This is a genomic window from Proteus sp. CD3, assembly GCF_008808075.1.
Lineage (GTDB): Bacteria > Pseudomonadota > Gammaproteobacteria > Enterobacterales > Enterobacteriaceae > Proteus > Proteus appendicitidis.
In genome coordinates, this window is sequence record NZ_CP019686.1 from 2,327,855 (window position 1) to 2,340,753 (window position 12,899).

12 protein-coding genes are annotated in these 12,899 nt (G+C 38.0%); 2 read left to right on the forward strand and 10 right to left on the reverse strand.

The window, feature by feature from the left end; all coding sequences use genetic code 11:
* Positions 1 to 21 precede the first annotated feature (21 nt).
* The 4 genes from truA to BTA34_RS10635 form a co-directional block, all read right to left on the reverse strand.
* Positions 22 to 906 carry a tRNA pseudouridine(38-40) synthase TruA gene (truA, locus tag BTA34_RS10620; protein ID WP_151435590.1) on the reverse strand — a complete coding sequence of 295 codons (885 nt, stop codon included), beginning with the start codon at positions 904 to 906 and terminating at the stop codon, positions 22 to 24.
* Positions 906 to 1,916 (reverse strand): aspartate-semialdehyde dehydrogenase, encoded by a 1,011-nt coding sequence (locus BTA34_RS10625; RefSeq protein WP_151435591.1) that lies wholly within the window; start codon positions 1,914 to 1,916, stop codon positions 906 to 908. The genes truA and BTA34_RS10625 overlap by 1 nt, the downstream gene beginning before the upstream one ends.
* A gap of 45 nt (positions 1,917 to 1,961) precedes the next feature.
* Entirely contained in the window at positions 1,962 to 3,104 is a 1,143-nt protein-coding gene (gene pdxB, locus BTA34_RS10630) for a 4-phosphoerythronate dehydrogenase PdxB (protein WP_151435592.1), read from the reverse strand.
* Between the two features lie 149 nt (positions 3,105 to 3,253).
* Positions 3,254 to 4,036: an AraC family transcriptional regulator gene (locus BTA34_RS10635; RefSeq protein WP_151435593.1), complete on the reverse strand. Its 783-nt coding sequence runs from the start codon at positions 4,034 to 4,036 to the stop codon at positions 3,254 to 3,256.
* 121 nt (positions 4,037 to 4,157) lie between these two features.
* Here BTA34_RS10635 and BTA34_RS10640 point away from each other — a divergent pair, with 121 nt between their 5' ends.
* Positions 4,158 to 5,078, forward strand: a complete 921-nt coding sequence (locus BTA34_RS10640; protein WP_151435594.1) for a DMT family transporter — start codon at positions 4,158 to 4,160, stop codon at positions 5,076 to 5,078.
* A gap of 562 nt (positions 5,079 to 5,640) precedes the next feature.
* On the opposite strand, the gene fabB is transcribed toward BTA34_RS10640, so the two are convergent.
* Positions 5,641 to 6,852, reverse strand: a complete 1,212-nt coding sequence (fabB, locus tag BTA34_RS10645; RefSeq protein ID WP_023581685.1) for a beta-ketoacyl-ACP synthase I — start codon at positions 6,850 to 6,852, stop codon at positions 5,641 to 5,643.
* Between the two features lie 205 nt (positions 6,853 to 7,057).
* On the opposite strand from fabB, the gene mnmC reads away from it, so the two are divergent.
* Positions 7,058 to 9,106, forward strand: coding sequence for a bifunctional tRNA (5-methylaminomethyl-2-thiouridine)(34)-methyltransferase MnmD/FAD-dependent 5-carboxymethylaminomethyl-2-thiouridine(34) oxidoreductase MnmC (mnmC, locus tag BTA34_RS10650; protein ID WP_151435595.1), 2,049 nt, complete (start codon positions 7,058 to 7,060; stop codon positions 9,104 to 9,106).
* Positions 9,107 to 9,215: 109 nt separating this feature from the next.
* Here mnmC and BTA34_RS10655 read toward each other — a convergent pair whose 3' ends face one another.
* The 5 genes from BTA34_RS10655 to BTA34_RS10675 all read right to left on the reverse strand — a co-directional run bounded on the left by BTA34_RS10655 (position 9,216) and on the right by BTA34_RS10675 (position 12,895).
* Positions 9,216 to 9,764: a GNAT family N-acetyltransferase gene (locus BTA34_RS10655; protein WP_151435596.1), complete on the reverse strand. Its 549-nt coding sequence runs from the start codon at positions 9,762 to 9,764 to the stop codon at positions 9,216 to 9,218.
* A 108-nt stretch (positions 9,765 to 9,872) separates the two neighbouring features.
* Positions 9,873 to 10,769 carry a hypothetical protein gene (locus BTA34_RS10660; RefSeq protein ID WP_151435597.1) on the reverse strand — a complete coding sequence of 299 codons (897 nt, stop codon included), beginning with the start codon at positions 10,767 to 10,769 and terminating at the stop codon, positions 9,873 to 9,875.
* A 327-nt stretch (positions 10,770 to 11,096) separates the two neighbouring features.
* Complete coding sequence (locus tag BTA34_RS10665; protein WP_151435598.1) at positions 11,097 to 11,369, reverse strand: YfcL family protein; 273 nt, start codon at positions 11,367 to 11,369, stop codon at positions 11,097 to 11,099.
* A 153-nt stretch (positions 11,370 to 11,522) separates the two neighbouring features.
* Positions 11,523 to 12,077, reverse strand: a complete 555-nt coding sequence (locus tag BTA34_RS10670) for an elongation factor P hydroxylase (protein WP_088495095.1) — start codon at positions 12,075 to 12,077, stop codon at positions 11,523 to 11,525.
* Between the two features lie 17 nt (positions 12,078 to 12,094).
* The gene (locus BTA34_RS10675; RefSeq protein ID WP_109370925.1) at positions 12,095 to 12,895 is read right to left on the reverse strand and encodes a sulfite exporter TauE/SafE family protein; all 801 of its coding nucleotides are present in this window, start codon (positions 12,893 to 12,895) and stop codon (positions 12,095 to 12,097) included.
* Positions 12,896 to 12,899 lie beyond the last annotated feature (4 nt).

The window sequence follows — 12,899 nt, forward strand, 5'->3', positions numbered from 1 at the left end:
TCCTCAGAAAACTGGGTGTCTTTATGATTGAGATATCTCAATAGGGTTATCCGCTAAAAATAGTGGGCCCATTGCAGGTTTTGGTAATTCAAAATGATCAGGATAATCCACCGAAACTAAATACAATCCATTCGCTTTCGCTGTTGCGGCAGCTTTAGTTCTGTCTTTTAAGGCTAATAATTCAGCCATCCAAGTAATATCCTGATTGCCACACCCTATTTCTAGAAGACTGCCAACAATATTTCTCACCATATGGTGAACAAACGCGTTCGCTTTGATATCCACCACAACATAGTCACCATATCGGGAAACATTGACATGCATAACGTTACGCCATGGCGTTCGCGATTGACATTGGACAGCTCTAAAAGAAGTAAAATCATTTTCACCAAGTAAACATTGCGCTGCTTGATGCATACGTTCAGCATCTAAAGGATAATGAAAATGCGTCACTCCAGATGACAAGATAGCAGGACGATAACGGTGATTAAAAATCACATAGCGATAACGTCTTGCTGTTGCACTAAAACGAGCATGAAAATCATCAGAAACTGTTTTTACCCAACGTATTGCAATATCCGCAGGTAAATGGGTATTCACCCCCATAGTCCAAGCGGGATCTTTACGATGTGCCGTTGTTTCAAAATGAACAACTTGCCCTGTTGCATGTACGCCAGCGTCAGTTCTCCCCGCACAAAACACAGATATAGGTTCATTAGCCACTTGTGAAAGTGCTTTTTCTAACCGTTCTTGTACACTGCGCACTTCATTTTGGCGTTGCCAGCCATAATAGCGACTACCATCATATTCAACGCCTAAAGCAATTTTGATTGTTGTGCTTTCAGAAGTAACCTCTGACTCAGTCAAAGGTTGTTCTGCCACTTCAGCACTCACTTGCGCATTCATTAGTAAAACTGCTCCTGCATTAATTGCTCTGCAACTTCAACTGCCATTAATGCCCCGCCAAAGCGCACGTTATCTGCTACTGACCAAAATTGTAATGCTTCTGGCATACCATAATCATTACGGAAGCAACCTAAATTCAAGCTCACATTGCCTGAAGCATCAGTGACTTGAGTTGGAAAATCATTTTCATCACTAATATTAAGATCTTCATTTTCTTGTAATGTTTCACGCGCTTCATCACTTCCCATTGGGCGTGAGGTTTCTAATTGCACGGACTGTGCATTACCATAGAAAACAGGCGCTTGCAGCGTAGTAACGGAGATGGGTAAGCCTTCGTCTTGCAAAATTTTACGAATTTGGTCAACCATACGACGCTCTTCTTGTATAGAGCCTTCGTCATCAACCATTAAAGGTAAGATGTTAAATGCTAGTTGCTTATTAAAGCGACCTAATTCAGGAGGGATACCGTTAAGTAAACGGGCGCTTTGCCCTGCCAGTTCATCTACAGCTTGTTTTCCAAAACGAGAAACCGACATTAAGTTTGTCACGCTAAGACGCGTTAAACCCGCAGATTCTGTTAATGGATTAATGGCACGTAATAATTGGCTCACCATGCTATCAGCAATTGAAACAATATTACGAGTACGATATTCCGCTAGCATTGCACTGTTCACGCCTGGAACCACCAGCGGTACATCCCAATCCATTGCAAAAATGCCACTGCAATCAATAACAATACAGCCAGCATCAGCCGCTTGTTGTGCATATTGCGCACTGATTTCTGTTGGTGCGGCAAAAAAAGCTAATTGAATATCAGCCCACTCGATATTGTGAATACCTTTAACCGCAACACTTTTGCTATTTACACGCACTGATTTCCCAATGCTATCTTCACTTGCGATTGCCGTTAATTCACCAATGGGAAATTCACGCTCTTGTAGCAGTTCTAAAATCGCTTCACCAACAGCGCCTGTTGCACCAACAACTGCAATATTCCAACCTTCTCCCATAAGATATCCTCCAATACCAGAAATTTTTAAAAATAATATTTTGCTTTATTTGTGTGTGGCACTTTTATATGTAGCACTAAAGCCAATTGTATTTAATGTATCAACCGTAGCTTGATTGTCACAAATGACATGGAGTGAAGACCACTCACGACGTACAGGATAAAATTTGCGTAATTTATCAAACTCCCCTTTTATTCCTGCCACTTTCCGTAATGGGGCATCATCACGACGCACATCATAAACAAGATGAATAAGTTGTTTTAAAAGTGTTTGTGTTAACTCACCTTGTACTGAAATGGTGGAAATAGTCGGTGCAGGCAACAGAGTTGATAATTCAACTTGTTGAGGCTGCCCAATAAAATCACAATAAGCTTCAAAAACTTGAGTTGTACCACGCGCCTTACCTTCTAAGGTATAACCCGCAATATGTGGTGTTGCGATATCAACTTTATTTAATAACTCAATAGAGAGATCTGGCTCTGGCTCCCAAACATCCAATACAACACGTAAGGATTTACCTTTCTCAAGTACAGACAATAATGCTTGATTATCAACAACCTCGCCACGGCTCGCATTAATTAAAATGCGTCCTTCAGGTAATTTTTCGAGGTTGCTCTCATTAATTAAATGATAACTTTTGTATGGGCCTGATTTATTGAGAGGTGTATGGAAAGTTAGAATATCTGCTTTTTCTAACAGTGTTTCCAATGGATGAAACTCTTCATCATCACCATTATCTGCTCTTGGTGGATCGCAAAGTAAAACATTGACACCCAATGCGCGAAGGCGTGTTGCTAATCGCCCCCCCACATTTCCTACACCAACAATACCAACGACTTTATCGGTTAATTGAAAGCTATCTTGCTCAGCTAATATCATCAAAGCAGAAAATACATATTCAACAACCGCGATAGCATTACAACCTGGGGCTGATGAAAAACCAATTTGTTGCTGTTTTAACCATGCAATATCGACATGATCGAAACCCGCAGTCGCAGTTCCAACAAATTTTACTGGCTTGCCTGATAATAAGGATTCATTGACTTTAGTAATTGATCTCACCATTAAGGCATCAGAATCATTCAGCTCATCAGTAGGTAATGGGCGACCAGAAACAGCTTTTACCTCACCTAATTGGCGGAAAAGTTGTTCCGCATAAGGCATATTTTCATCAACCAGAATTTTCACGGTGTTATCTCACTGATTTGGTATTTATGTGTGTCAACAATCAATCGAAAAATAAAATTAAGCGGTCTATTTTGCCACTTATTCACAGCAAAGCCTATTATTGACAGTAAAATCCGCCTAGATTTTAAGTAAATATATGAAAAGAAGGCTTAACAATTGGGTAATCGACGAAAACGTTCCGGTGTTGTACCAGCATATTGTTGAAACATCGCAATAAATGAAGATGAAGAGCTATATCCCACATCAAATGCGATTTCATTCACGCTTTTCCCTTGCTCTAATAAAGAAATTGCATGTAAAAAGCGTAGGCGCTTACGCCATTCACTAAATGACATACCTAATTCTTGTTGGCAACGACGAGAAAGTGTTCTTTCTGAGGTATAACGCTTTTTAGCCCATTCTTCTAACGAGGTATTATCTGCCGGGTCCTGCTCTAATACAGAAAGTATGGGAGCCAGTAATTTATCTTTAGAAGATGGTAAATATGTATGATGTATTGGCGAAGCTTTAAGTTGATCAATTAGTACTTGAGCTAAGCGAAAATCTTCTTCTGTTTGTGGTTTACACACACCACGATGAAAAAAATCGGAAAATATAGTTGAAAAAATAGCACTTAATTGAATCAAACAAGGTTTGTCTAATAATCCTTCACACCAACTTGGTGCGATATCTAGTACCTTAAAAGAGAGTGTTTTTTTATTGTAGCTGGCATGCCCTACGTTTTTGGGTATCCATACACTAAATTCTGGTGGCGCTAAAAACCGCTGTCCTCCGGCTTCTAAATCCATCACACCAGAAATCACATAAAGTAACTGACCAAAATCATGTTGATGATAAACAAACTCTGTTTCAGCTAATAGTTGCTCATCACGAAATCGAACCGTATCGGGATCAGACAATAACCATTGCATTTTTTGTTGTTCAATTGTCATCTTTATGTTGTTCTCTTGTCATGTTGTCTTTATTGGTCTACATGTTGTCTGGTTTTCATTATATATATCTAATCAGACAGACTTACAATAGCGACCTGGTTTAAAAATAGATGTGAGAACAATGAAAAACGCAATTTTTCCGCTTTTAGCGGTGCTAATCTGGTCCATTAATGCAGTCGTCAATAAAGCAGCCGCGTCTGTTATCGATCCTGCTGCAATCTCTTTTTATCGTTGGTTCCTCGCCTTTTTAATTATGACACCTTTTTTGATTATGCCAGTTTGGCATCATCGTAAAACCGTCAAACAATATTGGTGGAAATTATTTATTCTTGGTGCATTAGGGATGGTGATGTACCAAAGTTTAGCTTATTATGCAGCACATTATGTTAGTGCAACATTTATGGGGATCTTGAACTCTCTCATCCCATTATTAACCGTTATTATTAGTATTTTTGTTTTACGTGTTGTACCTACGGTAGGTATTGTTTTAGGCACAGTGCTTTCAATTAGTGGCTTAGTTTGGCTAATTAGCCGTGGCGAACCCTCTCAGCTACTTTCCCAAGGTTTGGGTTATGGTGAGCTGATGATGTTTATTGCTTCGGCGTCATACGCCCTTTATGGTGTATTAACAAAACGATGGTCAATTGCACTACCTAACTGGCAATCACTTTATGTGCAAATTGGATTTGGTGTTCTGTTATTATTGCCAAACTTCTTTCTTGCCGAAAGTGTTGCGTTAACAAAAGATAATATTGGATTAGTTATCTTTGCAGGTATCGGAGCTTCTATTCTTGCACCTTATCTGTGGATTTTAGGTGTGATGAAATTAGGTGCAAATACGACCTCTATATTTATGAACCTAATGCCATTATTTACTGCAATGATTGCTATCGCACTTCTCGGTGAAGAAATGCATAGTTATCACTTAGTGGGTGGTGGTATTGTGTTACTAGGTGTGCTCTTAGTGCAACAACTTAGAACACCACTGAATTTCCGACGTCAGTCTGCTCAGAAAAAAGCAGATTGTCATCAGGAGATGTGAGTCAATGTCAAAAAGACAACAATAAAAAAATGCCGGCTAAATTCTTAGCCGGTCACATTCATATGTTAGGTTTAATAAATAAAACTGACACAAGAAATCAAAGTATAAAATATAAAGTAATACAAGTATCCGTGGCAAACATTACCAACTTTTATATTAAATAGCTTCTACTTATTTGTAATAAAATAACCCAGATCAATTTTTTTGCGCTCTTTTTGCCTTATTCAACCTTTCCATTCTCCTAACCCCATATAAAACAAAATATTTAATAATTTCGGGTCAAATTAAATTAAACGATTGAAATAAAATGAAGCTAATTTATTTTTCTCAATATAAACAATATATTAACAAAATTTGTCTATTTTATTAGAGTAATAAAATGAGCAACTATTAGGAAAGGTATTTTTAAGCGTTGTTTATATAATCTTTTTTTAATGATTTTTATTCGAAAGATATCTTTATTAGAATAATAAATTATTATGTATAATGAATTTCAAATAAAAAAGCAGACCTCATTAAAATGAAGCCTGCTTTTTTTATAAGTAAATATAAGTATATCTAACTATTTTTTATATTTGCTCATGACTAATGAAGCATTCGTACCACCAAAACCAAAGCTATTTGACATTACAGTCTCCAGCTTCTGTTCGGTTGGTTGAGTAATGATATTCATTCCCTTTGCTTTATCGTCTAATTCTTCGATATTGATGCTTGGTGCAATAAATCCATGCTCTAACATCAGTAAGCTATAAATTGCTTCATGCACACCAGCAGCACCTAATGAGTGACCTGTCATGGCTTTTGTTGCTGAGATAGCTGGAGTATGCGAACCAAACACTTCAGTGATAGCTTCAAGCTCTTTTAGATCACCAACTGGCGTTGAAGTACCGTGTGTATTGATATAGTCAACTTTATCAATACCTTGCATTGCCATTTGCATACAACGTACAGCACCTTCACCTGAAGGAGCAACCATATCTGCACCATCAGATGTTGCACCATAACCTACGACTTCACCATAGATATGAGCACCACGCGCTAATGCGTGTTCTAACTCTTCAACCACCACAATACCGCCACCGCCTGCGATAACAAAACCATCACGGTTTTTATCGTAAGTACGAGAAGCTTTGGTTGGTGTTTCGTTATATTTAGTTGAAAGTGCGCCCATTGCGTCAAATTCGCAGGTCATTTCCCAACTTAACTCTTCACCACCACCAGCAAAGACAACATCTTGTTTGCCTAACTGGATAAGTTCAACGGCGTGACCAATACAGTGTGCTGATGTTGAACAAGCAGAGCTGATTGAATAGTTAACGCCTTTAATTTTGAAAGGTGTTGCTAAACAAGCTGAAACACCTGATGCCATTGCACGAGTTACCATATAAGGACCTACGCCACGTAGACCTTTCGCTCTCATGCCATCAGAACCTTGCACTTGGTTACGTGGAGAACCACCACCAGAGCCAACGACTAAGCCAGAACGGATATTTGAGACTTGGTCTTCTGTTAGACCTGAATCGGCAATTGCCTCTTGCATAGATAAATAGGCATAAACCGATGCGTCGCTCATAAAACGGCGGATTTTACGGTCAATAAGACCTTCAGTATCAAGCTTAACATTGCCCCAAATGTGGCTACGAAGCCCCATCTCTTTAAATTCTTCTGAGAAAGTTATCCCGGAACGACCTTCTTTTAAAGAATCCAGCACTTCTTTCTGGTTATTACCAATGCTCGAAACAATACCCAGACCCGTGATCACTGCGCGCTTCATTCATACCTCTTTACAATAATAGTTGTAGCTGCGGGATTTCTGACTAGCACTTTAGCGTACAGTTGTACGCTGAACAAGTCCGATCAGGATCTTTTTTACAAAAATAAAGATAAGCTGATAAAACACTTTCCCCTTTAAGGCTGGCACAAGCCATCTAACAGCGCTAAGATATTGGATAAATTTTTCGAGAAATACAGGCAGTTCCGTGAATAATAGCCCGATAAATACTGCGTATTTAAGTTGGAATGAACTTGGTACACCTATCTCTGAACAATTTGGCGATATTTACTTTTCAAACCAAGACGGTCTAGAAGAAACTCGACATGTGTTCTTGCATGGAAATCATTTTCCATCACGTTTTGGTACACATGTACGCTCTGAATGTGTTATCGCAGAAACAGGATTTGGTACTGGGCTTAATTTTCTAACACTATGGCAAGCTTTCGAGCAATTTAGGCAAACATCTCCTGACTCTCGTGTAAAACGCCTTCATTATGTAAGTTTCGAAAAATTCCCTCTAACTAAAAGTGATTTACGAGCCGCACATCGCCATTGGCCTGAACTCGAAAAATATTCACAAGCGCTTTGTTCTCAATGGCCATTAGCCATTGCGGGTTGCCACCGCATTATTCTTGCTGATGGAACAATTACATTGGATTTATGGTTTGGTGATATCAACACATTGTTACCCCAAACTCGCCAAGCGCTACATAACAAAGTGGATGCATGGTTTTTAGATGGTTTTGCACCTTCTAAAAATCCACAAATGTGGAGTGAAACTCTCTTCCAATCGATGGCTGATTCAATGAGAGAAAACGGCACATTTGCAACATTTACTGCCGCAGGGATCGTCAAACGAGGTTTGCAGAGTGTCGGTTTTGAGATAAATAAAATCAAAGGATTTGGCCAAAAAAGAGAGATGCTGGCAGGTGTTTTTCCACATACTCCATCTCCTGAGTTTCTCCCTTACTATGCAAGACCAAGTGCAACAAAAGCACAGAATATTGCAATTATAGGTGGCGGTATCGCCAGCACATTTATGGCTCTTTCCTGCCTAAGACGGGGTGCCAATGTCACTTTATATTGTGAAGATAAACAGCCTGCAACTAATGCCTCAGGCAATCGACAAGGTGTGTTATATCCTTTGCTCAATGGCAAATCCGATGAACTAGAACAATTTTTTACAACCGCATTTCTATTTGCTCACCGCACTTATGACAATCTGAGTAAAATAGGTATTCCTTTTTCACATCAATGGTCTGGCGTTGCACAGGTTATTTATAACGATAAAGTGCGTAAAAAAGTACAGAGGATCATCGATAATTCCATACCTTTTGCTCAAATTGCGTGTTATCTCGATAAAAATGAAATCAATAAACTCAGCGGAATAGACATTAATTATGATGCTTTGTTTTATCCACAAGCGGGCTGGCTTTCACCGACTGAGCTAACAATCAATACATTAAAGTACGCAGAACAATTAGGATTAGTGTTGCGATTTAATCATCAAGTCACTCAAATAAGTACACAGGAAACATCTTGGTGCTTAAATATTGTTCATCACGATGGAGAGCGTACGACACAATATCAATCACAACATGATTGCGTCATTTTGGCAAATGGGCATCGAATTGTAGACTTTACTCAAAGTGAAAAATTACCCATTAGCGCAGTCAGAGGTCAAGTTAGCCATATTCAAACAACAAAGACATTATCAAAACTAAAAACGGTACTTTGTTATGATGGCTATTTTACCCCTGTCGATAATCAAGATAATTTGCATTGTGTAGGTGCAAGTTTTAGCCGTGATCGATTAGATTTAGCGGTCTCGACTCAAGAGCAAGAAAACAACCAAGCACATCTTATACAGTGTTTAGCCAAAGCCCCTTGGATTAAAGAAGTTGATTTTAGCCAAAATGAAGCGCGAGTTGGTATTCGTTGCACTATTCGCGATCACTTACCGTTATTAGGCGAAGTACCTGATTTTGATAAATTGCGAGTGGAATACACGCATTTAGATAGATTTAAGCGTAGAAGACAAATCCCCGCTTTAGCACCCGCTTATCATCAGCTTTATATTATCAGTGCGCTTGGCTCTCGTGGATTATGTTCAGCACCGTTATCGGCTGAAATTCTGGCAAGCCAAATTTTTGATGAACCCTTTCCCGTTGAAGATAGCGTGTTAAATGCCTTACACCCTAATCGTTTTTGGGTAAGACCATTACTACGTGGAAAACCGATTGAAGTGAAATAATTGAAGTGAATAAATGTATAAGCAACCGACCTTGGTTGCTTAGCTCGCTTATTTTTTGCTTTTTGATTTACTGGTTGTTAGTTCCGACACCCTCTCATCCAAAGAGAAGCTAAACCTCAAATTTCATTGCACAGCGCGTTTCTTTTACAAATCCCCCGCTTTCAACTTCATCATCTAAGATTTCTTGCAAAGAATGAGGAATTTCGCTTTCTGGTAAAATAGAAAAGCCTAAGCGTTGATAGTACGGTGCATTCCAAGGAACATGGCGAAACGTCGTTAACGTAACGGCACTAAATTGATGTGCCTTTGCTTCGTCTTTTACTTTTTGAATAAGCAACTTACCAATACCTCTATTTTGCCAAGCTTCACTTACTGACAGTTCATGAATAAATAAACTTTCAGGTAATGGCGTCGTCATAATAAAACCGACGGGTTCATTTTCACTATTAACAGCCACCCAATGCCCTTTATGATTAATAAAAGCTAAATGTTTTTCAACGCTTTGTACGCCACTTTCACTTATCCAGCTTAAATCTTCTAAGGTGCTAAATAATTGCCCCGCTGATTGCTCGATAGCAGGTAATTTAATTGCATCATCAATTTGTGTGAGGCGAAGAGTAATATCGTTATTTTTTATTTTAGTTTGTGTTGTTGACATAGAGATCTCCAGTTATGTTCTTCTCTTTTTGTGACTTAAATACGTTAAAAAAGCCACCCGATTGGATGGCTTATAATTGAATTAAATAGCTTTTTACTCTTTGAATACCTACTCTTTAGGTAATATACCGTAAGATTGGAATTTACCACTCTCTTCCATAAAATGGTTGTAATACTTGTTGTCTTCTACCGTGTCTTTCACGGCTCTATTAGCATACGCGCTAGAGACAGCAAGTGTCGCCTTATAAAGTTTATCTTTTAATGTGTTATGGATCTTCGGATCTTCACTTGCTTGAATTTGATTTAATAATGAAACTAGCTCTTCAGCTTCAGCTTGAATATCAGGATCGGTAAATTCTGCTGTTGGTAACATATAGTCTAAATCAAGATTAACAGAGTCGTTATATTCATCTTCTTGAGTAAACGGCGCTAAATCTTTACTGTATTCCGCTGAAATATATTTAATAAATTCAGGTTTATCAAAGCATTTATTTTTTATGCTACCGTCATTATTTTTATTGCGAGTGCGAATTTCATTAGGAAATGGCTCGCCTAAGGCATAAGTACACTGAAAAACATTACCATCAATTAATGTGGCATTAGTACTACGCACAGGAAGCTCAAATTCATAGCCATTAATAATAACGGGGTAATCGACAGGCTTAAATTGATCTGTTTTTCCCTTTACGGCATAAACTTCAGAAAGGGTGTAATACATAAAATTATCCGGATTTAATATGCCACCATTATTATTATCATAAACCATAAATCGAGCATCATTACCGGCACTATCTTTTAAATTATGCTCACCAGGTGATAGTGTTATGTAGCCATTTTTACCCGGCTCTACCTGATATTCTTTACCATCGACGCTAAAACTAATGACTTTTTCACTTGGATTACTGTAATAAAACTTATTTTTTTTATTATCTAAATCAAGTTGATCACAAGCAGATAAAAATAAAACAGCGCTAGTCAGTAGTCCTATTTTAAAGAAATTTTTCATCGTATCGTTATCCTTATCATAAATATTCTATGCAAATCATTTGCATCCCGAGAAACATTCCTAAAAAACATTTAAAAGTAATTTTACAGAAATGGCAAGGAGTTACAAAAGATAGCACTATTATGCTTAATCAATGAGAGATACATCGACTTTGAAAAATCAAATAAAAACAATTGATAAATAGTAAGGATCAATTTTTGTATAAAAACCAATCTAATTCAACAGTAAATATCTTAAATATAACTTAGAGGCAGTGATCTTAATAAAATTTTAAGAAAGAAAAAACAACCGATTTCTGCCGGTTGTTCTCTTAGTAGACATAACAAATTAATTAATTGAGTTAACTAAATCATGCCATGTAGATAAAACCAACACTTGATCTGGAGGTGAAAGCTCGCCTGCTTTTATCGCCTTTTGAATGCTCTCTTCTACACGCGTTCTTAACGCTTCTAACTGTGTGTTATTTTCTTGCTCAAGTTCAGCAATAGCCAGTGTAATATGGCCTTGTAAATACCCGCCTGCAAATAACTCATCGTCAGAGGCATGTTCAACACGGCTATCAATTTTATCTAATAAGTACGCTTCATACTCAGAAAGCATTATTTATCCTCAATATATAATGTTGCTACCTTCTATATTTACCCTGTATTAGCACAGCATAAATACGTGAGTTCTAGCAACCTTACTACTTCAGACTCCACCCTATTGGGTAAAACCTTCACAGTGGATAGGCGATAGTTATTCTCGCAATCCTTAATTAACTAAAGGATTTTCCTGATAAGGAAACATCTCTTCCGTTAGCTCAGGGGTATTGTAAAACAAATGTAACGCATTAATAAATAGCTGTGCACGAGGTGGCGTGTTTTTGTCTCGTAAATAAGCTAGCACTTGTTCTCTAACTTTATTTCTAAATTCATAACGGTCAGGTTCGAAGTTACCTTCTAAATTGTCACAACTAACATTAAAAGGATAGCCAGCAGCTTGGCAGAATAACCAATCTAACGCTTGAGGTTTTATTTCTACAACTTCGAACTGTCCTTGAGTGGTTTCATCTCTTCCATCTGGACAATACCAGTAACCATAATCAACTTGTTGGCGACGAGCCTCTCCAGCGATACACCAATGTGATATTTCATGTAATGCACTGGCATAAAAACCATGAGCAAAAATGATTTGGTGATAAGGTGTCTCTTCATTTGCAGGCAAATAAATCGGCTCATCATCCCCTTTCACTAAACGGGTTTGGAAACTTTCGCTAAAACATTGATTAAAGATATCAATTAACTGTTGATAATGATGTGCTGACATTTAAAAACCATCTATTCCTAATTAAAAAGTGCAGAAAACCAAAGTGCAATAGTATCGCCATGATTGTCATGTATGAGTTTGATGCTCATCAAAAAGGAGATAATGACCAGCATAGGTCTTATTAATTTTTGCCCTTTTGTTAAGACTAAACCTGCACCTAAGCGAGCGCCAATAAACTGCCCACAAAGCATAACTAAACCAATAGTCCAAATAACCTGCCCACCAATAATAAAAAACAGTAAAGAGCCAAAATTAGAGGTGAAGTTAAGTAACTTAGCATGAGCTGTTGCTTTTGAAAGATTATATCCAAGTAACATGACATAACCTAAAGCGAAAAAAGAGCCTGTTCCGGGTCCAAAAATACCATCATAAAAACCGACCCCACCCCCTAATACGGCACCAAAAGTATAGTAGCCAATACGTTGTTTACTGTCTTGAGCGCCTATTGATGGAGTAAGAAGAAAATAGAGACCGATAGCTATGGTAAGAATAGGTAGTGCTTGTTTAAGGATTTCTGGATTAATAAATTGCACCAGCATGGCACCAGAAACTGCACCAATAAACGTCATTAAAATTGCAAATCGCTGCGCTTTTAAATCAATAACTTTTCGACGTATAAAATAGAGCGTAGCCGAAAAAGAACCACCAACTGATTGCAGTTTATTCGTTGCAAGAGCTTGAACAGGCGGAACCCCTGCTGATAACAACGCTGGAATAGTGATTAAGCCACCACCACCAGCAATTGAATCAATAAAACCGGCAATTAAAGCAACAAAGAAGAGAAGAAGGTAGATGCCATCTGAAAAGAGCCAATCCATTTAT